19 protein-coding genes are annotated in these 21,353 nt (G+C 68.2%); 13 read left to right on the forward strand and 6 right to left on the reverse strand.

The features are described from left to right. Positions 1-5 precede the first annotated feature (5 nt). Complete coding sequence (locus tag RIL96_RS09845; RefSeq protein ID WP_310548845.1) at positions 6-1,256, forward strand: CapA family protein; 1,251 nt, start codon at positions 6-8, stop codon at positions 1,254-1,256. A 77-nt stretch (positions 1,257-1,333) separates the two neighbouring features. On the opposite strand, the gene mscL is transcribed toward RIL96_RS09845, so the two are convergent. After that, positions 1,334-1,768, reverse strand: coding sequence for a large conductance mechanosensitive channel protein MscL (gene mscL, locus RIL96_RS09850; RefSeq protein WP_310548846.1), 435 nt, complete (start codon positions 1,766-1,768; stop codon positions 1,334-1,336). A 206-nt stretch (positions 1,769-1,974) separates the two neighbouring features. Beyond that, positions 1,975-2,892: a type I pantothenate kinase gene (gene coaA, locus RIL96_RS09855; RefSeq protein ID WP_310548891.1), complete on the reverse strand. Its 918-nt coding sequence runs from the start codon at positions 2,890-2,892 to the stop codon at positions 1,975-1,977. Positions 2,893-3,044: 152 nt separating this feature from the next. Here coaA and glmS point away from each other — a divergent pair, with 152 nt between their 5' ends. The 8 genes from glmS (at position 3,045) to tsaD (ending at position 11,324) form a co-directional block, all read left to right on the forward strand. After that, positions 3,045-4,916 (forward strand): glutamine--fructose-6-phosphate transaminase (isomerizing), encoded by a 1,872-nt coding sequence (gene glmS, locus RIL96_RS09860; protein WP_310548847.1) that lies wholly within the window; start codon positions 3,045-3,047, stop codon positions 4,914-4,916. Positions 4,917-4,957: 41 nt separating this feature from the next. After that, on the forward strand, positions 4,958-5,311 hold the full coding sequence (locus RIL96_RS09865; protein WP_310548848.1) for a holo-ACP synthase: 354 nt from the start codon (positions 4,958-4,960) through the stop codon (positions 5,309-5,311). A gap of 10 nt (positions 5,312-5,321) precedes the next feature. Then, positions 5,322-6,848 carry an NAD(P)H-hydrate dehydratase gene (locus tag RIL96_RS09870; RefSeq protein WP_310548849.1) on the forward strand — a complete coding sequence of 509 codons (1,527 nt, stop codon included), beginning with the start codon at positions 5,322-5,324 and terminating at the stop codon, positions 6,846-6,848. Between the two features lie 89 nt (positions 6,849-6,937). Further along, positions 6,938-8,128 (forward strand): alanine racemase, encoded by a 1,191-nt coding sequence (alr, locus tag RIL96_RS09875; protein ID WP_310548850.1) that lies wholly within the window; start codon positions 6,938-6,940, stop codon positions 8,126-8,128. Continuing rightward, entirely contained in the window at positions 8,125-8,718 is a 594-nt protein-coding gene (gene tsaE, locus RIL96_RS09880) for a tRNA (adenosine(37)-N6)-threonylcarbamoyltransferase complex ATPase subunit type 1 TsaE (protein WP_310548851.1), read from the forward strand. The genes alr and tsaE overlap by 4 nt, the downstream gene beginning before the upstream one ends. 172 nt (positions 8,719-8,890) lie before the next feature. Continuing rightward, complete coding sequence (tsaB, locus tag RIL96_RS09885; protein ID WP_445482784.1) at positions 8,891-9,649, forward strand: tRNA (adenosine(37)-N6)-threonylcarbamoyltransferase complex dimerization subunit type 1 TsaB; 759 nt, start codon at positions 8,891-8,893, stop codon at positions 9,647-9,649. Then, positions 9,646-10,218, forward strand: coding sequence for a ribosomal protein S18-alanine N-acetyltransferase (rimI, locus tag RIL96_RS09890; protein WP_310548853.1), 573 nt, complete (start codon positions 9,646-9,648; stop codon positions 10,216-10,218). The genes tsaB and rimI overlap by 4 nt, the downstream gene beginning before the upstream one ends. Then, positions 10,215-11,324 carry a tRNA (adenosine(37)-N6)-threonylcarbamoyltransferase complex transferase subunit TsaD gene (tsaD, locus tag RIL96_RS09895; protein WP_310548854.1) on the forward strand — a complete coding sequence of 370 codons (1,110 nt, stop codon included), beginning with the start codon at positions 10,215-10,217 and terminating at the stop codon, positions 11,322-11,324. Before rimI ends, tsaD begins: the two co-directional genes overlap by 4 nt. 112 nt (positions 11,325-11,436) lie before the next feature. On the opposite strand, the gene RIL96_RS09900 is transcribed toward tsaD, so the two are convergent. Further along, positions 11,437-12,882, reverse strand: a complete 1,446-nt coding sequence (locus RIL96_RS09900; RefSeq protein WP_310548855.1) for a CitMHS family transporter — start codon at positions 12,880-12,882, stop codon at positions 11,437-11,439. Positions 12,883-13,024: 142 nt separating this feature from the next. On the opposite strand from RIL96_RS09900, the gene RIL96_RS09905 reads away from it, so the two are divergent. The 3 genes from RIL96_RS09905 to RIL96_RS09915 all read left to right on the forward strand — a co-directional run bounded on the left by RIL96_RS09905 (position 13,025) and on the right by RIL96_RS09915 (position 15,473). After that, the gene (locus RIL96_RS09905; protein ID WP_310548856.1) at positions 13,025-14,134 is read left to right on the forward strand and encodes a PAS domain-containing protein; all 1,110 of its coding nucleotides are present in this window, start codon (positions 13,025-13,027) and stop codon (positions 14,132-14,134) included. Between the two features lie 81 nt (positions 14,135-14,215). Then, positions 14,216-14,764 (forward strand): sensor histidine kinase, encoded by a 549-nt coding sequence (locus RIL96_RS09910; RefSeq protein ID WP_310548857.1) that lies wholly within the window; start codon positions 14,216-14,218, stop codon positions 14,762-14,764. 22 nt (positions 14,765-14,786) lie between these two features. Further along, entirely contained in the window at positions 14,787-15,473 is a 687-nt protein-coding gene (locus RIL96_RS09915) for a response regulator (protein ID WP_310548858.1), read from the forward strand. 141 nt (positions 15,474-15,614) lie between these two features. Here the strand turns inward: RIL96_RS09915 and RIL96_RS09920 are convergent, their stop codons facing one another. Then, positions 15,615-16,772, reverse strand: coding sequence for a glutamate--cysteine ligase (locus RIL96_RS09920; RefSeq protein WP_310548859.1), 1,158 nt, complete (start codon positions 16,770-16,772; stop codon positions 15,615-15,617). Between the two features lie 131 nt (positions 16,773-16,903). On the opposite strand from RIL96_RS09920, the gene RIL96_RS09925 reads away from it, so the two are divergent. Continuing rightward, positions 16,904-18,757: a glycoside hydrolase family 3 protein gene (locus RIL96_RS09925; RefSeq protein WP_310548860.1), complete on the forward strand. Its 1,854-nt coding sequence runs from the start codon at positions 16,904-16,906 to the stop codon at positions 18,755-18,757. Positions 18,758-18,832: 75 nt separating this feature from the next. On the opposite strand, the gene RIL96_RS09930 is transcribed toward RIL96_RS09925, so the two are convergent. Beyond that, positions 18,833-19,474: a hypothetical protein gene (locus RIL96_RS09930; protein ID WP_310548861.1), complete on the reverse strand. Its 642-nt coding sequence runs from the start codon at positions 19,472-19,474 to the stop codon at positions 18,833-18,835. Between the two features lie 363 nt (positions 19,475-19,837). Then, a complete protein-coding gene (locus tag RIL96_RS09935; protein ID WP_310548862.1) occupies positions 19,838-21,250 on the reverse strand; it encodes a THUMP-like domain-containing protein in 1,413 nt (470 codons plus the stop codon). Positions 21,251-21,353: the final 103 nt, after the last annotated feature.

Below are 21,353 nucleotides of genomic sequence, written 5' to 3' on the forward strand. Positions count from 1 at the left end.
GCAGTGTGCTCGCAGTTCTCGTCCTCGCGACGGTCGGAGGCGCGCCGACCGCGGCCTGCGCCTCCCCTGAAGATCAGCCGTCCGGTGACGACTCGGACGGACAGCCTGAGGGGAGCCCTGCGCCGGGGACGCCGGAATCTGAGCCTGAGCAGACCGAGTTCACGCTCCTCTCCGCCGGCGACGTGCTGCCGCATACGCCGGTGATCGAGGCGGCACGCCAGCCCGGCGGCGGCTACGACTTCCTGCCCCTGATGGAACCGGTGGGCGAGTGGGTCGAGCAGGCGGACCTTTCCCTGTGCGGCATGGAGGTCCCGGTCCGAGCCGAGGGGCGAGCGCCCAGCGGCTATCCCGAGTTCGGTGCCCCGGATGAATTGGTGGAGGATCTCTCCGCGCTCGGCTTCGACGGCTGCACCACCGCGACCAACCACTCCCTCGACGGCGGCATCGGCGCGTTGGAGCGCACGCTGGACCTATTCGATGAGGCCGGGATGGGGCATGTGGGTACTGCGCGCAGCGCTGAGGAGAGCGAGGCGGCGCAGATGTACCGGCTTTCCCGCGGCGGCCGGGAGATCACCGTGGCGCATATCTCCACGACGCTGCTGCATAACGTGCCGCCGCCGCAGGACTCGTGGTGGGTCACCGATGTGGCGGCTGATCAGCTCACCGCGCTGGCAGCGTCGGCGCGTGACGAGGGCGCTGATCTGGTGCTCGCCTCAGTGCATTGGGGCGAAGAGTACGTCGATACCCCGGGCGCCGAGGAACAGCGTTACGCGGAGCAGCTTGCCGCCGGTGGGGAGGTGGATGTGGTCTTCGGCAACCACTCGCACACGCCGCTTCCGCTGCGCCAGCTCGACGGCGGTCCGGCCGATGAGGGGATGTGGGTGGTCTGGTCGATGGGGAACTTCCTCTCGAACCAGGATGAGCAGTGCTGTGTCCCGCGTACTGCGGTGGGAACGATGGTGCTCGCCGACGTCGAGGCTCCGGCTGAGGGGCGGGTCCGGGTCACTGATCTGAGCTGGACCCCGGTGACGGTGGACCGCACCCACGGCTACCGGGGGATTCTCCCGCTGGCAGAGCTGAACGAGCTGACTGAGCTGACTGACGGGGAACTTCCCGAGGACACCGGGTTGACTGAGGAGCGCGTCGAGACTCGCTACCAGCAGCTCCTTGAGGTGATGGATGAGGACTCTATGGCCACTGACCCTCCGCGAACTGAGGAACCGGTGGAGGTCGAGGTGCTGCCGCGGTCTGACTGACGGTTGTGGCGGCACAGACGACGGCGCCCCGTCCCTCACAGCAAGAGGGACGGGGCGCCGTCGTGAAACGGTGTCGGTCAGGCCTGGGGGGTCTGGCCGCCTGCGCTCGGAGCGGCGCCACCGGTGTTCTGCGCCTTCATGAGGTCGCGGATCTCGGTGAGCAGCTGGACGTCAGGCTCGACCTCGTCCTCCTCGGAGATGCCGAGGCGGCGGTTGCGAGCCTCGATCATCTTGTTCATCGGCATGACCACCACGAAGTAGATGGCCCCGGCGATGAGCAGGAAGTTCACCACCTGCGTGAGCAGCACGCCGAACTGCACGGCGTTGCCGTTGAGCATGACCACGGCGAAGTTGTCGAAGTCGGGGAAGCCGATGAGTCCGGAGATCATCGGCATCAGGACGTTTTCGACCAGCGCGTTGACCACGCTGGCGAAGGCGGCGCCGATGACGACGGCGACTGCAAGGTCGATGACGTTGCCCTGCATGATGAATTCTTTAAAACCTTTAAGCATACTGAACATCATAGACGCAGGGGTGAGTGTGACGGCAACACTTTCAAGTCAAAAGTGAGACGTGTCGCAGTGTGTCCTTGATCTCCTCTGATCCCCGCTGTGGCGGGCTCCATTGCCTTGAGCAACGGTCATCTCGGGAGCACGGGGCGATATTACCTCGACGTCACATTCCTGGTGTCACGGGCGCGTGTTGCGCCCAGCTGCCCTCAGACCTTTCGCAGCAGCACTCGAGACACTGAGTGGTCGCGATCCTTACTCATGACCAACCGGGCACGGGAACGTGTGGGCTGGATGTTCGAGCGCAGGTTCGGCCCGTTGATCCGCCGCCAGATCTCCGTGCCTCGTTCTGAGGCCTCGGCGTCGGAGAGGAAGGAGTACTGATGGAAGTAGCTCTGCGGATCGGCGAAGGCGCCGTGGCGCCAGCGCATGAACCGCTCCACGTACCACTCCTCGATATGGGCGGGCTTGGCGTCGACGTAGATCGAGAAGTCGAAGAAGTCACTCAGCGCCAGCCCCGTCGTCCCATCGGCACGGACCCGCGCCGGCTGCAGCACGTTGAGCCCTTCGACGATGAGCACATCCGGACGCCGGACCGAGATCTCCTCATCCGGGACGATGTCGTAGTACAGATGCGAGTACTTCGGGGCGCGCACCTCGGGCTTGCCGGACTTGACCTCCGCGACCATACGCAGCAGCGCCCGGCGATCATAGGCCTCCGGGAACCCTTTGCGCTCCATGAGGCCACGCCGTCGCAGCTCCGCATTCGGGTAGAGGAACCCGTCGGTGGTCACCAGCTCCACCCGAGGTGTGGAGGGCCAGCGGCGCAGCATCTCCTGGAGCACACGCGCCGTGGTGGACTTGCCCACTGCCACCGAACCTGCCACCCCGATCACGAAAGGCGTCCGGCGGGTGGTGCCGCCGAGGAAATCATTGGTCGCGCTGCGCAGATGCGCCGAGGACTCCACATAGATGGACAGCAGCCGGGACAGCGGTAGGTAGATCTGCTCCACCTCGCCGAGCGAGAGATGCTCGCCGATCCCGCGCAGCCGATCGACGTCGCCCTGGTTCAGCGGCTGCTCGATCGTGTCGGCCAGCCGCGCCCAGGCGCGTCGGTCCAGCTCCACGAAGGGGGAGTAGTGCCCGGTGTCCTCCTCATGCGGCGGCGAGTCGGCCCACGGCGCAGTCTCGACGACGGCGCGGGGTGCGGCGTCCGAGGGGCGCGCAGAGAGGTGGTCGGAGGAGTGCGAGGACACACAGACACGATACGCTATGTGCCATGTGTGGAATCGTCGGATACATCGGTCTGCCGGAGAAGAGCAGCGACCACCAGGCCCTCGACGTCCTCTTGGAGGGACTGCGGCGCCTCGAATACCGCGGGTACGACTCCGCCGGAGTGGCGACAGTCGCCGACGGTGCCGTCGAGACGCGGAAGAAGTCGGGCAAGCTGAGCAACCTGGTCGGTGAGATCGACCAGGCGGCGATGACCCCGGCCTCGGTGGGCATCGGCCACACCCGCTGGGCCACCCACGGCGGCCCGACCGATGAGAACGCCCACCCCCATCTGGGCGACGGCGGCAAGCTCGCCATCATCCACAACGGCATCATCGAGAACTTCGCCGAGCTGAAGGAGAAGCTGCTCGCTGAAGGCGAGACCTTCGACTCTGAGACCGACACCGAGGTCGCCGCGAAACTCATCGGACGGCTCTTCGCGGGTGACGCCGCGGGCGATCTCACCGAGGCGGTGCGTCTGGCCAGCAACGAGCTCGAAGGCGCGTTCACCATCCTGGCCGTCCACGCTGACCAGCCCGACCGCGTCGTCGCCTCTCGGCGGAACTCGCCGCTGGTGATCGGCCTGGGTGAGGGCGAGAACTTCCTGGGCTCGGACGTCTCCGGGTTCATCGACTTCACCCGTGACGCGGTGGAGCTGGAGCAGGACCAGATCGTCACTATCACCACCGACGACTTCCGCATCATCTCCTTCGACGGCAGCCCCGCCGAGGGCCGCCGGTTCCGGGTGGACTGGGATGCCGCCGCCGCCGAGAAGGGCGGCTATGACACCTTCATGGAGAAGGAGATCCACGAGCAGCCCAAGGCTGTGGAGGACACGCTGCTCGGGCGCACCGACGCCGAGGGCCGGCTGACGCTGGACGAACTGCGCATCGACCGGGAGGAGCTGAAGAACACCTCCAAGATCATCGTGCTGGCCTGCGGCACCGCCGCCTACGCGGGCACTGTCGCCAAATACGCCATCGAGCACTGGTGCCGGATCCCGGTGGAGGTCGAGCTCGCCCACGAGTTCCGCTACCGGGACCCGATCATCGACGAGTCCACCCTCATCGTCTCCATCTCCCAGTCCGGGGAGACCATGGACACCCTGATGGCGGTGCGCTACGCGAAGGAGCAGGGCGCGCGGACCCTGTCGATCTGCAACACCAACGGTTCGACGATCCCGCGCGAGTCCGACGCCGTGCTCTACCTGCACGCCGGCCCTGAGATCGCCGTGGCCTCCACCAAGGCGTTCCTGGCGATGATCACCGCCGCCTACCTGCTGGGCCTCTACCTCGGCCAGCTTCGCGGCCAGCTGTTCACCGGCCAGATCAAAGACATCCTCGCCGATCTGCATAAGATCCCCGGCAAGATCCAGGAGATCCTCGACGACGCCGATACGATCAAGCAGCTCGCCGCCGAGATGAAGGACACCCCCTCGGTGCTCTTCCTCGGCCGGCACATCGGCTACCCGGTGGCCATGGAGGGGGCGCTGAAGCTCAAGGAGCTCGCCTATATCCACGCCGAGGGCTTCGCCGCCGGTGAGCTCAAGCACGGGCCCATCGCGCTGATCGAGGAGGGGCAGCCGGTGTTCGTCGTCGTGCCCTCCCCGCACGGCCGGGACTCGTTGCATGCGAAGGTGGTCTCCAATATCCAGGAGGTCCGCGCACGTGGGGCGAAGACGATCTCCGTGGCTGAACGCGGCGACGATGCGGTGGAGAATTTCTCCGAGTCGGTGTTCCACGTCCCCGGGACCCAGCCTCTGCTGATGCCGCTGCTGACCACGGTGCCCCTGCAGATCTTCGCCTGCGCCCTGGCCTCGGAGAAGGGCTACGACGTCGACCAGCCGCGGAACCTGGCCAAGTCGGTCACGGTGGAGTGAGCCTGGAGCGAATCCGGAGTGAACGCTGAGAGGAAGCGCCGATGATCGCGGGGATCGGAGTCGATGTCGTCGACGTCGTGCGCTTCGGCGAGCAGCTGCGCCGTGCCCCGGCTCTGCGTCAGCGGCTGTTCACCCCGGCCGAGCGTGAGCTCAGTACACGGTCCCTGGCCGCGCGGTTCGCAGCCAAAGAGGCTGTGGCCAAAGCACTGGGCGCCCCGGCGGGGATGAACTGGCAGGACTGCCGGGTGGTCCCCGATGCCGAAGGCGCCCCGCATATCGAGGTGGTCGGCACGGTCGCTGCGGTGGCCGAGCGGCGCGGGGTGAGCCGCTGGCACCTCTCGCTAAGCCACGACGGCGACATCGCCACCGCGATGGTCGTGGCGGAGAAGGTCTGAACCGGCTGCCGTGGACGCTGAGGCGCTGACCCCGCTCTACACCGGGGCAGAGGTCCGCCAGGCCGAGGCCCCTCTGCTGGAGGCCGGTGAGGGTCCGCAGCTGATGGCCCGTGCCGCGTGGGGGCTCGCCGGGGAAGTGGCGGTGCAGCTGCGTCACCGCCGGGGCCGCATCTACGGCACCCGAGTCACCGGACTCATCGGACCCGGCAACAACGGTGGTGATGGCCTCTTCGCTCTGGCTCTGCTGCGCCGCCGCGGGGTGGATGCGCGCGCAGTGCTCGTCAGTGACCGTGCCCATGACCAGGGGCTTGCGGCTTTCCGCCAGGCTGGTGGACGGCTCACTCAGAGCATCGACGCCGACGTCGATGTCCTGATCGACGCCGTCATCGGCACCGGAACCTCCGGCGGGTTCGCCCTACCGCAGGTGCCCGGGCTGACGGAGGCGCTGGCCCGAGAGAGCACCGCCGTCGTCGCCTGTGACGCCCCCTCCGGTGTGGATCCGGGCACCGGCGCTGTGGCGCAGGAGGTCATCGCCGCGGATCTGACCGTCACCTTCGGCGGACATAAGCTCGGTCTGATGGTCGGGGCGGGTGCCCAGGCCTCGGGGCGGGTGGTCGTCGTCGACATCGGGATGGCGGGTGAGCTGGCTAGATTCCGTGCTGAGGCAGCGCGCAGCCGGTCCGTGGTCGCCGCAGAACCGGTTACGCCGGCGCCGCGGCGGCAGGACCACAAATATTCCCGCGGTGTGGCCCATGTGGTCGCCGGGTCTCACCGGTACCCCGGGGCGGCGGTGCTCAGCGTGAGGGCGGCGGTGCAGACCGGGTGCGGGATGGTCACTCTGTACGCCCCGGGGCCGGTGGTCAGTCTCGTCACCGCGGCGCAGCCTGAGATCGTCGGGACCACTGCGCCGGAGATTCCCCCGCGGGCCACCGCTGTGGCCGTCGGTCCGGGCATCGCGGAGGACCCGGGGCAGTGCGCGGCGCTGGACTGTGCGCTCGACTGGGCTCAGCGCACCGGTGGGCGGCTGGTGCTCGATGCCTCGGCACTGACGCTGCTGGCTGAACGAGGCGAACAGCTGACGGCCCAGCTTCCGGCCTCCACCGTGCTCACACCGCATCTCGGTGAGCTGCGCGCGCTGATGGAGGCCGCCGGGCGTAAGGATCTGTGTGAGGAGCTTGAGGCGTCTCCGGTCACGGCGGTGGAAGATTTCGCCGGGTATCTGGGCTGCACGGTGCTGCTGAAAGGGGCCAGCACGATCATCGCCGAGCCCAGGAGCCGGACCCTGGTGCACCGGGTGCAGGCCCCGGGGCTGGCCACAGCCGGCAGCGGCGATGTGCTCACCGGAGTGCTGGTCGCGTTGGCTGCCACCGCCGGGCCGAAGGTGCCGCTGGCCGAGATCGCGGCCACAGCGGTGCGGCGCCACGGGCAGGCCGCGTGCCGCCTCGATCCGCAGGGGCGAGGCGGCTTCGGGGCGTCCGCGCTGATCGAAGCCTGCAACGGTGCGGCGATCCGTGCCTCGGCTGGCACCTTCGACTGAGGTGCTGACGACTGAGGTGCTGACCGGCTCGCCTGAGGCGGGATGCCCGGAGAGCCGGTGATGTCAGTGGCGGTCGATAGAATGCCGCCATGACCTCAGCCGATCACCTCGAACGTGTCGCACTCATCGATCCGGCCGCCATCCGTCGCAACGTGGAGACCATCGCCGGATATGTCCGTCCGGCGAAAGTGATGGTCGCGGTCAAGGCGGACGGCTACGGGCACGGGGCGGTCACCGCCGCACGCGCCGCCGTGCAGGGCGGCGCGGATTGGATCGGGGTCGCTCATCTCGCCGAAGCCTTCGCGCTGCGAGACGCCGGCATCGAGGCGCCGCTGCTGGCGTGGCTGCACACCCCGGCCAGTGACTTCGCCGAAGCGGTCCGCCGGGGTGTGGACATCGGGATCTCCGGATGGGAGCTGGAGCCGGTGGCCGAAGTCGCCGAACGGATGCAGACCCCGGTCCACGTGCACTTCAAGATCGACACCGGTCTGGGCCGCAACGGATGCACTGCCGCGGAGTGGCCGGGGCTCATGGCCCGAGCCGCGCAGCTCCAGGAGCGCGGGCTGATCTCCGTGGTCGGGATCTTCACCCACTTCGCCGTCGCCGATGAGCCGGACCGCCGGGAGACCGATGAACAGCTGGAGGTCTTCCGCTGGGCCCTGCAGGCCGCGGAGGAGGCCGGTGTGCGGCCGGCGCTGCGTCATGCGGCCAACACTCCGGCGGCGCTGTCCCGCCCGGACGCGCATTTCGATATGGTCCGCGTCGGCGTGGGCGTCTACGGGCAGAGTCCCTTCGCGGACCGGACGCCTGCGGAGCTGGGCCTGCAGCCGGCTATGGAGCTGCGCACGCGGGTGGCCGGTGTGAAGACTGTGCCAGCCGGGCAGGGGATCAGCTATGGGCTGACCCACCGGGTGGATCGTCCTACAGCGTTGGGTCTGATCCCGATGGGATACGGCGACGGAGTACCGCGGATTGCGGTGGATGCGCCGGTGCGGATCGGCGGCAGGGTCTACCGGTCAGTGGGCCGTGTGGCGATGGACCAGTTCGTCGTGGATCTGGAGGACCCGGAGACTGCCGTGCAGCCTGGAGACGAGGTGGTGCTCTTCGGCGGAGACTCAGGGCTCTCTGCCGCGGACTGGGGTGCTGCCGCGCAGACCATCAACTACGAGATCATCACCCGGATCGGTGCCCGGGTGCCGCGCGTGGTGCTCGATCCCGATGCCGATGTCGACACCGATGTCGCTGCTGCCCCCGGTGGGACCGCTGAGGCGGGCGCATGAGTGAGCCGGAAGCTGGGCCGACGCCGCAGTGGACCGTGGAGCTGGACCTGCAGGATCTGAACGACACGGCCCAGTTGGCCGAGGAGCTGGCCGGGTATCTGCGTGCCGGGGATCTGCTGATCCTCACCGGAGGGTTGGGCGCTGGGAAGACCACGTTCACTCAGGCGCTCGCCGCCGCACTGGGGGTCCAGGGCCGGGTGAGTTCGCCGACCTTCGTGCTCTCGCGAGTGCATCGCGGCACTGATGACGGGCCTGATCTGGTCCATGTGGATGCCTACCGCACCGATGCCGAGGGCTTCGAAGACCTCGACCTGCTCAGCTCAGCAGCTGAGGCGGTGACAGTCGTCGAATGGGGCCGTGGGCTGGCGGAGAAGTCGCTGACCGGTGCTTCCGGCTCCTGGCTGGACCTGGAACTGCTGACCGAGGCCGAAGGGGATGGCGTCGGGTCTGACCCCGCTGACAGCCGAGGCATCGTGACTGATTTCTCCGAGTCGGATGATGATGTTCTGGGTGCTTCACGCAGGGCATTGCTGCGCGGCGTCGGCCCCCGGTGGGTGCAGGCACCGCGTCTCACCCTGCCCCGCCGCTGAGCCGTGCAGCCTCCGCCACAGGTGTCGTAGCCCTCTCTGGTGACGGTCCTCTGAGCCTTGCCCTCATCGAGTCCCCGATTCCTGCGGCGTGTCGGGTCGGAAACGGGGTGAACTGTAGCAGCAATCGGGGATTCGATACAGCGCGGAGCACTACCATGGAGGAGTGCTTCTTGTGATCGACTCTTCCGCCGGTGCCTCCGCCGCCGTCCTGGATTCCGGGGCTGGCCTGAGCACATGGCGCACCGCGGCGACGACCACTCACGCCGAGGTGCTGGCCGCCGGAGTGCGTGACGTCCTCACCCGGGCCGGGCTGGACCCTATGGCGCCGCAGCGTGCGGGATCCGTCCCGTCCTCGGAGCAGGATGGGTCTGCCTGCAGCGCGGGGGAGGGCCTGGCGGGCGTCGTCGTCGGCGTCGGCCCGGGGCCGTTCACCGGTCTGCGCGTCGGCATTGTGCTGGCCCACACACTGGCCGAGGTGTGGTCGCTGCCGCTCTACGGAGTGTGCAGCCTGGACAGTCTCGCCCTCCGTGCGGCGGAGCAGGGCCTCGTCGAGGGCTCCGCAGAGTTCCACGTGGCGGTGGATGCCCGCCGTCGGGAGGTCTACTCGGCACGCTATCGGGTGGTGCCTGATGCGCGGGGCGGCCAGGAGACGTCAGAGTCTCCGGAGCCGCCGGGCGCCGCCGTCGAACGCCTCGAGCCCCCGCAGGTCGGCCCGGCCGCAGCGCTGCCGCAGCTGCCCGTCGTCGGTGTCGGGGCCACGCTCTACCCCGACCAGCTCACCGCCGTGACCGGCACCGAGGACTGGACCGCCGATGCTGCCGAGATCGGCCGGCTCGGTGCGGACCCCGCGCACCGGCTCGCGCCCCAACCGCTGTACCTGCGCGAATCCGACGCGAAGGTGCCCGCGCCACGGAAGCGAGCAGGCACATGAGCCGCCCCGCAGATACCGTCGGCGGCACCACCGGTGAACCCGTACCCGAGACGATCCGAGAGATGACCCCTGAGGACGTCAATGCGGTGGCGGCTCTGGAACAGGTCCTCTTCCCCGTCGATGCCTGGCCCGAGCGGTTCTTCCATCAGGAACTCGCCCACACCGAGACCCGGCGATACTGGGTGGCCGAATCTGCCGCGCCCGGTGTCGGTGCTGAGGACGGGGGCGCTGACGGTGTGGTGCTCGGGTATATCGGGCTCATGTGCGTGCTGCCGTTTGCCGATGTGCAGACCATCGCCGTCGCCGAGTCGGCTCAGGGCCGTGGACTCGGTCGACGCCTGCTGCGGAGGCTCATCGCCGAGGCCAAGCGCCGCGGTGCCGAACAGGTGCTGCTGGAAGTGCGCACAGACAACCACGGCGCCCAAGGTCTCTACCGCAGTGAGGGGTTCGAGGTCATCCACACCCGCCCGCGGTACTACCCCGACGGCGCCGACGCTCTGATCATGCGGCTGCCGCTGCTCGATCTCGAGGCCCCCACCAGCGCGAGCCAGCTGAGGAGTCAGCAGTGACGAGTATCCAGAGCGTGACCGCCCCCTCCACCAGTGCCCCGCTGGTCCTGGGCATCGAGACCTCCTGCGATGAGACCGGCATCGGCATCGTTCGGGGCACCCAGCTGCTGGCGAACACCGTCTCCTCCTCGATGCAGGAGCATGTCCGCTTCGGCGGGGTGATCCCGGAGATCGCCGCCCGCGCGCATCTGGAGGCCTTCGTGCCCACCCTGCGCCAGGCGCTGGACACTGCGGGGGTCACCGTGGAGGAGCTCGACGCCGTCGCCGTGACCTCCGGACCGGGGCTGGCCGGTGCACTGATGGTGGGGCTCTCGGCCGCCAAAGGACTTGCGCTGGCCGCAGGAAAGCCGCTCTATGGGGTCAACCACCTGGTCGCCCACGTCGGCGTCGGGCTGTTGGAGACTGAGGGTGCGGCACCCGCGGGTCTGCCCCCGCACACCGGGGCGTTATTGGTCTCCGGCGGGCACACGGAGGTTCTGCGGGTCGGCTCGCTCACCGAGGACGTCGAGCTGCTGGGCTCGACCATCGACGACGCCGCCGGTGAGGCCTATGACAAAGTGGCACGGCTGCTCGAGCTGGGGTATCCGGGCGGGCCGAAGATCGACGCGCTCGCCGCTGAGGGGGACCCGCAGGCATTTCGTTTCCCACGCGGGCTGACGCTGCCGAAGTTCGTCGGTACGGCGCAGGCGCCGGGGCCGCATCGGCACAATTGGTCCTTCTCCGGGCTGAAGACGGCTGTCTCACGGGCGGTGGAACAGTTCGAGCAGCGCGGCGAACCGGTGCCTCGTGCTGATATCGCCGCCAGTTTCCAGGAGGCCGTGGTAGACGTGCTGACTGCGAAGGCGGTGCGTGCCGCTACCGAGCACGGGCTGTCCACGCTGCTGCTGGGCGGGGGAGTGGCGGCGAACCGGCGGCTGCGTGAGCTGCTGGGGCAGCGCTGTGAGCAGGCCGGTATCGCGCTGCGCATCCCGCCGGTGAGTCTGTGCACCGATAACGGTGCGATGGTCGCGGCCCTGGGCGCGCAGTTGGTGGCCGCGGGAGCTGCGCCGTCGTCGTTGGACATCCCGGCCGACTCCTCCCAACCGGTGGAGCGCATCCGCGCCTGAGCCGCCCCTCCCGGTTGACTCTGGAGTTGGTGCCCTTTTCAGCCGGAAAACGGCCTCAAAAGGGCACCAACTCCAGAGTCAACGTGGGTACGGTGGGTCAGTGGGTTCCGCCTCAGCTGGTGGGGATGAGGCCCAGCAGCAGCGACAGCGCCAGGATGACGATGGAGAAGATCCACATCGGGAAGAACGAATACCGGATGTGCTTGCCGATGTCGCACCCGGTCAGGCCCAGCGCCAGCCAGAGCGCAGCGGCGAAGGGGCTGATGTAGGTGCCGATGATATTGCCGACGAGCACTGCATAGACCACGGCCATCGTATCGACGCCGACCTGCGTGGAGATGCCCTCCACCACCGGCAGCAGCGCGAAATAGTGCGCGTCGGTGCTCAAGACCAGCTCCAGCGGCAGACCGAAGAACCCGACGATCAGATGCAGGTAGGGCACCAGAGCTGCCGGCAGCAGTGTCACCGCATCCTCTGCCAGCGACTCCAGCATGCCGGACTCGCCCAGGATCCCGAGGAAGCATCCGGCCGCGAGGACGATGGCCCCGGTGCCGACGGCGTTACCACCCTGCTGCTTGATCTGCTCCATCTGGTCCGCGACCCTCGGGAAGTTCACCACCAGGGCGCCGCTGAGACCGAGCATGAACGCCAGCGACGGAGGCATCAGATCAGAGATCAGCAGTGTGAGCATGCCCAGGACCAGCACTACATTGGCCCAGTACCGCCAACGCGGTACCTCGAGGCTCTCATCGGCGGAGTCCCCGGTCTGTTTCCTGTGCTGTGAGCCCTCCTCCGGTGCCTCGCCGTCGGAGGCGCTGCCCTGCGAGGGGCTGAGCGATTCCCTGGCTGGGGCATCGCCGAAACCGGTGGAGGCGCGCTGCGGATCGGTGCCGATCCCCGCGCCGACCAGTTCCCGGTCATCGCCGGTGGCCTCACGCAGGATGCGGATCCGACGCTGCTCACGCAGGCCCAGGAGCACCGCCATGATGACCAGCAGCACCAGACCCAGGATCTGCACCGGGATCAACCCGCGCCACAGGTTGATCGGGTCCTCACCGATCACTGCCGCGGCGCGACCGACCGGCCCACCCCAGGGCAGCATGTTCAACACGCCCATACTGGTCGCTGCCAGCAGAAGCAGCAGGTACGGGCTCATGCCCAGTGCCTGGTAGAGGGGCAGCAAGGCAGGAATGGTGATCAGGAACGTGGAGGCTCCGGCGCCGTCGAGGTGGCAGATCGTGGCCAGCAGCACCGTGCCGACGGCGACGGCGACGACGTTGCCGCGGGTGATGCGCACGGTGAACCGGACGAGAGGGTCGAAGAGCCCGACCTTGTTCATGATCCCGAAGAACAGGATCGCGAAGATGAGCATCACCGCGACGTCGAGCACTGAGGCGATGCCTTCTCCGAAGAAGTCTCCGATCTCGGCGAATGAGAACCCGGCCGCCAGCGCTCCGGCGACGGGGATCACCGTCAGGCCGACGATGGGGGCGATACGGCCGAGGATCAGCAGAGTCGTCATCGTGGCGATGACTGCCAGGCCGATGATGCTGAGCATAGTCGTCTCCTGTCAACGAAAAGAAAGCCCAAGGGAATGTGATCTGTATGACAGCGTGGGGCATGGGGGATGGGACCCAGGCTTTTAGTCCCCCGGAGGTCATAGTGGTCATACTGGTCTCAGCACGGCGGAGAGGGGTGCGATGACGGTGAAAGAGGGTTCCACAGCTGGAGGCAGGCGCTCCGGCCGCCGGGTCGCGCCCCTGACCCGAGAGCTGTTCCTCTCTGTGACCGTGCTGCTGACCTTCGCCGTGCTGATCGTCAGCGCGTTCTGGGCTGTGGCCCAGTATCGCGACGTCCGTGACCACTACGAACACCGGGCGCTGGCCGTGGCCGAATCGGTGGCGGCGATGCCGACGGTGGCCGAGGCCCTGACCCAGGAACCCGACCCCTCAGAGGTGCTGGCCCCCTTGGCGGAGACCCTGCGCACCGCCTCCGGCACCGAATATGTGGTGGTCGTCGATGCTGAGGGGATCCGGCAGTCCCATCCCGACCCGTCGGCCATCGGCCAACGGCCGGTACTCGACCCGGCCCCGGTGCTGGAAGGTGAGACGTGGACCGGCGTCGAACACGGCCCGGCGGGCATGACGCTGCGCGCTCGCGTGCCGGTGACCGACCCGCAGACCGAGGAGGTCATCGGGTACGTCTCCGTCGGGTTCCTCGCGTCTCAGGTTGCTGGAGCCTCCTGGGAGGCCGTGCCGCTGATCTTCGCCTCGGCGCTGTGCGTGCTCGGCGTCGGAGTCCTGGGGGCTCTGGTGATCTCGCGGCGGATCAGGCGCAAGACCCACGGACTGGCGCCGGAGGAGATCACGGCGCTGCTCGATGCCCGGGAAGCGGTGTTCCACGCCATCGGGGAGGGGGTCGTGGCCACTGACGGGGCAGGCCGACTGACTCTGGCCAACCGCGCGGCCCAGAGGTTGCTGGATCTGCCTGCGGATCATCTGCAGCGCACCGCCGCGGAGCTGGACCTTCCACCGAGCCTGCAGCGGGTGCTGGTGGAGGGATCTGCGGAGCATGATGAGGTGGTGAGCTTCGGTTCGCGGGTGCTGATCTGCCGTCGGCGGCCGGTGCGCATCGACGATCGGCAGAGCGGGTCGGTGGTGACCGTCCGTGATCAGACCGAAGTGGCCCAGCTGAGCCGACGGCTCGACGGGGCACACACGGTGACCCAGGGGCTCAGGGCCCAGCGCCATGAGTTCGCCAACCGCCTCCACACGCTCTCCGGGATGCTGGACCTCGGTGCGGTAGACTAGGCCCGGGAGTATCTCGCCGATCTGGCCACCAGCACCTCGCGGGTCGATGCCGACGTCGTCGAACGGCTGGAGGAGCCCTCGGTGGCCGCCTTGGTGCTGGCGAAGATGGCTCAGGCCGATGAGGCCGGATGTCAGGTGACGTTGTCTGCGCTGAGCCTGCTCCGGGACGGGCTCGCTGCCGATCTGCGTGATGACGTGTTGCTGGTGGTGGGGAATCTCGTCGATAACGCGATGGAGTCCGTGGGTCCGGGTGGTGCGGTGGAGCTGCTGGTGCGTCAGCACAGCGGTGGTGCGGGGGAGCACGGGGTCCTGGCAAGGGCGGAGGGTGTCTCAGAGGGTGTTTCAGACGGTGTTTCAGCGGAGGGGACCATCGAGATCCGGGTGATCGATGACGGCCCCGGCGTCCCGGAACATCTGCAGGAGTCGATCTTCACCGCCGGGGTCTCCACCCGATCCGATGACGGCCGCGGGCTCAGGGGGATCGGCCTGGCGCTGGTGGCGCGGGCCTGCGAGCGTCGGGGCGGGGCGGTCGTCTGCGAATCCGACCGTGAGACGGTGTTCTCGGCGTTCTTGCCGGTGACACGGCCGGCCGGAGACTCTGCCCAGCAGTCTGGGGAGCTGCCGAGCTAGGGGTCTGCACAGAAGGAGGGTCATGTTCTCGGTAGTGATCGTTGATGATGACGTCCGCGTGGCGCGTAATCACCGTGAACTGGTTGAGTCTGTTCCGGGATTCGAGGTCTCGGCGGTGGTCCACACGATGGCTGAGGCCTTGGCGGTCATTCCGGCGAAGCGGCCGGATCTTGTGCTGATGGACCTCTATCTGCCCGATGGCCGGGGCATGGACCTGATGAACCGGCTGCGTGATCCTCGGATGCGTCAGTCCTCCGGGCGTGTGGATGTGATCGTCGTCAGCGCGCTGCGGGACATGGAGCACGTGCGGGAGGCCTCCTGGCTGGGCGCCCTCTACTACCTCATCAAGCCGTTCCCTCTGGCTGCTCTGCGTGATCAGTTGGAACGCTATGTGGGGATGCGGCGTCGTGCCGAGGCCGGCGGGCTGGCGTCGCAGGCCGACGTCGATGGGATCTTCGCGGCGATGAAGCCTCAGCAGAAGGCGCAGCTGCCCAAGGGTATGGCCGCGCCGACGATCGATCTGGTCGTCGATACGCTTCGTGAGGCCGGGGAGGATCTCTCCGCGTCAGAGGTGTCCGAGCGCACCGGGCTCGCCCGAGTGACGGCGCGTCGATACTTGGAGCATCTCTGTGCGGAGGGCCGGGCGGAACTGGGTCTGCGCTATGGCTCGGCGGGCCGGCCGGAGCACCGCTACCGCTGGACGGCATGACCCGTCCCCTGCCCCCTCCCGGTTGACTCTGGAGTTGGTGCCCTTTTCAGCTGAAAAACGGCACCAAAAGGGCACCAACTCCAGAGTCAACGTGGGGTGGGTGCGGGGTCGCGCGGTGTGGGGTGGGGCGGTGGGGCGGAGTTACAGCTCGTGGCGGATCGAGCGGCGGGTGAGGTCCGTGGAGTCTAAGACGACGCCGCGCAGATCACCGCCCTGCGCGGCGGCCACCCGGCGCTGCCGCTGGTAGCCGACCTCCCCGGCCATCATCGTGCGCACCCCCGCCAGCTCCTCATCGCAGCCCAGCTTCTCCGCGATCGGGGCGAGGTCTTCGAGCACCTTCTCGAGATGCTCGGTGACCAGCATCTCGTCGCCGTCGGCGTTGAGGATGATGATCGCCTCCATCCCGTACCGAGCCGCCCGCCACTTATTCTCCTGGGCGTACCACTGCGGCATCCGCGGGGTCTCGCGGCCGGCCTCCAGATCCTCCACAGTGCGGTGGACCAGGCACTGCGTCAGCGCGGCGATCGCGGCGATCTCCTCCAGAGTGGCCAGCCCGTCGGCGATGCGCATCTCCACAGTCCCCAGCCGCGGCACCGGGCGGACATCCCACCGGACCTCGGTGACGTCATCGATCACCCCGGTGCGCAGCATGTCCCGCACATAGGTCTCGAACCCGCCCCAATCAGACAGCTGGAACGGCAGCCCGGCGGTGGGCAGCTGCTGGAACATCAGCGCCCGCTGTGAGGCATAACCGGTGTCCTCACCCGACCAGAACGGTGAGGAGGCCGTCAGCGCCTGGAAATGCGGGTGGAAGGCTGTCAGCGTGTTCATCGCCGGCACCGCGTAGGCGCGGCGCTCGAGCCCGACGTGGACGTGCACCCCGTAGATCACCATCTGCCGGCCCCACCACTGGGTCCGGCGGATCAGCTCGGCATAGCGTTCCTTATCCGTCACCGGCTGCTGACGGGGCGCGGCGAAGGGGTGGGACCCCTGGGAGTACAGTTCGACGCCGAGTGGTCGGCAGATCTCCTCCACCAGCCCGGCCACCTGGCGGAGCTGGGCGATGCCCTCACCCACGCTGCGGCAGACATCGGTGATGACCTCCACCGTGTTGGTCAGCAGCTCCTGCTTCACATAGGGGTGGTCGTCGTCGGGGCCACAGCTGGGTTCGGCACGCCGGCAGGCCTCGAGGACCTGATCAGCCACCGGGCGCAGGTCACCGGTGTGGTGATCGACCAGAGCCAGTTCCCACTCAAGTCCGAGTGTGGAGCGCTCCGATCGGGCGAAGGGCAGTTCCATGGGCTCATCCTCGGTCGGTGCAGGGCCTTGCCGCCCCGCCGGGTGAGGAAAAGTACGCCCGGAAGGTGCAGACAGTTCAGAATACTCGCAGGTCGCCCCGATTCGCTGGTACGAGGGCTACTCTGGGTCGCATGCTGAAGACCTCATGTGCTGACACCTCCAACGCCGCTGCCGCACCCCGGTCCGTAGCGCTCGCCCGCCGGCGTCGCGGCTATGCTGCGCTGAGCCTGGCCGCGCTGCTGCTGGTCACCGCCTGCGCCGACGGCGACGAGGCCACTGAGGAGGGCACCGACGATGGGCAGACGGCGGAACAGGGCGAGAGTGCACAAGGCGAGAGCGCACAGGGTGAGGGGGATGACGCGGACGATGACGGCGCAGAGGTCGAGGCCGCACTGGCCGGGCCCTCCGCCGAGCACCGTGACGAAGCCGAGGAGCTGGTGGCACAGATGTCGCCGGAGCAGAAGGCAGGGCAGGTGCTCGTCGGGGAGTACTCCGGCACAGACGCCTCCCAGATGGCCGGGCTGATCGAGGAACTGCACCTGGCCGGGGTCATCGTCATGGGTGACAACGTCCCCACCGAGGGCTCGGAGGCGGACCTCGAGGCTCTGGCCTCGCAGATCGAGACGATGCAGGAAGCCGCCTCGGACCGCAGCTACCCCGCGATCATCTCCGTCGATCAGGAGGGCGGGCTGGTCACCCGCATCGGGGAGCCGCTCACCGAATGGCCGACCCCCATGGCCTACGGGGCCGCCGCGCAGGGCGGGCATGACGACGCCGTCGCCACGGCTCAGCAGGGGCATACGGCGATGGGCCGCGAGCTCGCGGAGCTGGGTTTCACTGTGGACTTCGCGCCGAACGGCGATGTCACCGTCGGCTCCGCCGATCCCACGATGGGCAGCCGGGCCTTCGGCGCTGACCCGGAGATGGTCGCTCAGCTGAGCATGGCCGGGCTGCGCGGTTTCAGCGAGGCTGGAGTCGCCGGTTCGATGAAGCATTTCCCCGGGCACGGCTCTGTGGAGGACGATTCCCACCACACGCTGCCGGTGCAGGACAAGAGCCTGGAGCAGTTGTGGGATGAGGATTGGCTGCCCTTCCGTGAGGCGGGTGAAGAGGGCGCGCCGATGGTGATGGTCGGGCATCTGGAGGTTCCCGCGCTCGAGGAGGGGGTGCCTTCCTCGTTGTCCTCGGTGACCTACTCGCAGCTCCGCGGCACCGGGTTCGACGGGGTGGCGGTCACTGATGCACTGAACATGGGTGCGATCGTCCAGCAGTATGGTGCCGATGAGGCCCCTGTGCAGGCCCTCGACGCCGGGGCCGACCTACTGCTGATGCCCTCGGACATCCGCGGGGCGCATGAGGCGATCCTCGCAGCGCTGGGCAACGGGGAGCTGGAGGAGCAGAAGCTCGACCAGGCCGCCCAGCGGGTGGTCGCGATGATGCTCTGGCAGCAGGATCTGGCCGCCGGCGAGCTCGCCGGCGGCCCTCGCAGCGGTGCTGGCTCAGACGTCGGCTCAGATGCCGGTGAGCAGGACGAGACTGGTGCAGTGGCTCCGGATCAGCGGAGCCTCGGAGTCAGCCGGGATGCGGTGACTCTGGTCGAGGGCGAATGCGGCGCCGCGCTGGTGGGTGATGAGGCCGATGATGAGCAGGCCGCGGCGGGGATCGAGATCATCGGTGGGGATGAGGAGGACCGCGCACGCCTGACCGAGGCCGCTGAGGCGGCCGGGGTGGACGTGGGAGCGGGTGGCGTCCAGGTGCACCTGTTCTCCGGTGCCCAGGGGTCAGCCGGAGGCGACGTCGCCGTCGCGCTGGAGCGCCCGGAGGCGCTAGCCGGTGCGGATGCCCCGGTCCAGATCGCGCTCTACGGGGACACTCCGGGTTCCTTCGAGGCGCTGATTGAGGTGCTGGAAGGCCGTGAAGCCCCCGGCGCACTGCCCACTGCGGTGGGTGAGCACGAGGTGGGTCACTCCCGCTGCGCTGAGTGAGGTACTTCGGCTCGCACCGCCGGTGGCAGGAGCAGTGTGTGTGTGGCAAAGATCAGTGTGTGGCAAGGAGCAGTGTTAGGACCGGTGCGCGCGCAGATCCACCGTGGTTTTTCCGCGAGATGACCCGGCGCTGCGGTACAGGGCCTGATGCGGTGCCTCGCGGGAGGAGCTGCGCTTGCCCGAGCGGCACCAGGCCACCTGGGCGTCGAGGATCTGCAGCACCTGGCCGATCGCGAGCTCTCCATGGCTCGGTGGCACCGGTGGTGTCCGGCGGATCGCCGCTGAGGTCGCCAAGGTGTGCCTCAACGCCGCCCATTGTGCGGCATCAGGTGGTGCGCAGAACGAGTTCCCCAGAGACATCGCGCCGATCCGATGCCCCTGATCATTGCGGAGCACGGCCCAGAGGCCCGCGCTCTGCCGGGTGAACTCCATCCGCGCCACGGCGGCGAAGGGGTACCTGTGACGGCGCGTCGTGAACTCGCCCCGGGGGAGGTCGAATCGCAGGCGGGGGATCAGCAGCGCACGAGTACCGAGGAGCAGGGCCACGCCGCAGCCGATGATCAGCGGCCACTGTGCCGGAGGTGCCGCCTCACTTCCCGCTCTCGGGACGGCGATGATCACCGGGCCGGCCAGGATGATGACTGCGAGCGTGATCCAGAACCATATACTGACGCCGCGGTTGCCCCGCACGATCGGCGGAAGCTGCTCGTCGGTCATAGTGAGGGCCTTTCTGGGTGGGACGCTGAGTCCGTCATGACCACAGCCTGCCACAGTGGCCAGTCTCGTGATGCAGCTCACTTCAGGACCGGCTTGATTAGGTGAGGGTCATGTTGTTTAATTACTTCAGGACGACCTGAAGGGTGGACTTCGGCGGATGTCGGAGGTCAGCCTTCTCGTCGCCGGCAGATCTCCCGTTCGGCGGGTGCGAACGTGATCGGGAGACCGGCACAGTGCTCTGTGTCTTTCTTGGGTGCGACAAATGAATACGACAGTGGCGGGGCTTGGTGCGAGGCCCCGCCACTGCTATGTCAGTCCCCAGTGCGGTCTTGGCCTCACTGCGACGTCAGCTTCACTGCGACGTCAGCCCAGGGGCTCGACGACGGCGACGATCCGCTGATCTGCCACCCGAGTCACCACCAGAGTTGCTGCTCTGGCCTGTGCCCCGCGGCGTCGCGGCGGCAGTATCTGCTGGCGCAGCCGTTCCGGCGTGATGTCGACTCCGCGCTTCTTGATCTCCACGCGGGTCACCTCCTGCTCCGCAGCCCACCGTTTCAGCGTCTTGACGTTGAAGGCCATGGTCTCCAGGATCCGATAGCCCCGCGCCAGTCCCTGGGCTTCAGGCGGTGCCTGGGTGTCCTCGGTAGTGCAGAAATAGGCGATATGACGGTCCAGCAGCCACCCGCCGAACAGCTCCGCGCAGTCGGCGACCAGCCCTGCCCGGATGACCGCCCCATCAGGTTCCCAGAGGATTCCGTGCAGGCCGTCAGGGCCGCTGGGCGCGCTGGCCGGGGTTGGATCAGTTCCCCTCAGGTGGGGGTTCGCTGGGTCTGGTTCCGCTGAGCCTGATTCCTGTGGGCTGAAGTCCGTTGAGCTGGTGAGCTCCACTGCCGGCTGGCCCTGGCGCAGCACCGTGGCCGCGCGCCGGACCCCGGGGCGGGTGAGGGTGCCGAACCACAGGGCCACTTCGACGACGTCGCCGTCGATGCTGACCCATTCAGCCTCACAGTCCCGGGGGATCTGCTCGTGGGCGATCCCGGGGCCGAGCTTGACTCCTACCGGATGCCCTGCGGCGGCCAGATCCTGTGCCAGGCTCAGCGGAGGCGAGAAGGTCTCCGGATCGCTGAGCCGATGGGCGGCACCGTCGGCGCTGCGGGCGGCATGCGGGTCGCGGCGGGCGGGGTCCAGCCATAGCCCCAGCTCAGCTGCGGGTTCGCTCGGCTCAGCAGGGGAGGCTTCGGGTGAGGCTCCAGGTGAGGGGTCAGGGAAGGCGCGGGGTAGCTCTTCCGTCAGGAACTCTTCGGCTGTGCCGTGGCACACCTGGGCCTCGGGGAAGGGGGAGAGGTTGATCGTGGCTGCGGCCGCAGTCGTCTCATCGGATTCTACGGCGATGACCTGGAGTCCCGATGCCGCCGCGGCCAGGGCGTCTCCGCCGATCCCGCAGCCCAGGTCCGCCAGTGTGGTGATCCCTGCGCGGTGGAATCGTCGGGCATGCCGGGCGGCCACATCGAGCCGAGTGGCCTGCTGCAGCCCGTCCTCGGTGAAGAGCATGCGGGCGGCGAACTGGCCGAACTTCGTCGCAGCCGCGGCGCGTAATCGGGATTGGGTGAGCGCGGCGGCTACAGTCTCGGCGGGATGGCCCTGCCGGCGCAGCCGCTGGTTCAGCGTGAAGCTCTCGTCGGCGTCGTAGGACGGCAGGCTCGCGAGCAGCTCCCAGCCCTGGGTGGTCAGCACCGGGGCCAGCAGTGAGGGCGGCGAAGCGGTCGAGTCTGACATGCCTGACAGCCTATCGGCGCATGTCCGGCACGGCAGATGTCATGTGCGAAGGGTGTGACGTCACAGAGTTGCACCGGTGAAGAAATGCACTTAGTGTCTATTG

This window comes from Nesterenkonia aerolata (assembly GCF_031470965.1).
Lineage (GTDB): Bacteria > Actinomycetota > Actinomycetes > Actinomycetales > Micrococcaceae > Nesterenkonia > Nesterenkonia aerolata.

Bases quoted from the DNA above. Each gene is read 5' to 3' on its own strand.
- mscL (WP_310548846.1), bottom strand. From the start codon at position 1,768: ATGCTTAAAGGTTTTAAAGAATTCATCATGCAGGGCAACGTCATCGAC.
- glmS (WP_310548847.1), top strand. From the start codon at position 3,045: ATGTGTGGAATCGTCGGATACATCGGTCTGCCGGAGAAGAGCAGCGAC.
- RIL96_RS09865 (WP_310548848.1), top strand. From the start codon at position 4,958: ATGATCGCGGGGATCGGAGTCGATGTCGTCGACGTCGTGCGCTTCGGC.
- alr (WP_310548850.1), top strand. From the start codon at position 6,938: ATGACCTCAGCCGATCACCTCGAACGTGTCGCACTCATCGATCCGGCC.
- tsaE (WP_310548851.1), top strand. From the start codon at position 8,125: ATGAGTGAGCCGGAAGCTGGGCCGACGCCGCAGTGGACCGTGGAGCTG.
- rimI (WP_310548853.1), top strand. From the start codon at position 9,646: ATGAGCCGCCCCGCAGATACCGTCGGCGGCACCACCGGTGAACCCGTA.
- RIL96_RS09900 (WP_310548855.1), bottom strand. From the start codon at position 12,882: ATGCTCAGCATCATCGGCCTGGCAGTCATCGCCACGATGACGACTCTG.
- RIL96_RS09905 (WP_310548856.1), top strand. From the start codon at position 13,025: ATGACGGTGAAAGAGGGTTCCACAGCTGGAGGCAGGCGCTCCGGCCGC.
- RIL96_RS09915 (WP_310548858.1), top strand. From the start codon at position 14,787: ATGTTCTCGGTAGTGATCGTTGATGATGACGTCCGCGTGGCGCGTAAT.
- RIL96_RS09920 (WP_310548859.1), bottom strand. From the start codon at position 16,772: ATGGAACTGCCCTTCGCCCGATCGGAGCGCTCCACACTCGGACTTGAG.
- RIL96_RS09925 (WP_310548860.1), top strand. From the start codon at position 16,904: ATGCTGAAGACCTCATGTGCTGACACCTCCAACGCCGCTGCCGCACCC.
- RIL96_RS09930 (WP_310548861.1), bottom strand. From the start codon at position 19,474: ATGACCGACGAGCAGCTTCCGCCGATCGTGCGGGGCAACCGCGGCGTC.
- RIL96_RS09935 (WP_310548862.1), bottom strand. From the start codon at position 21,250: ATGTCAGACTCGACCGCTTCGCCGCCCTCACTGCTGGCCCCGGTGCTG.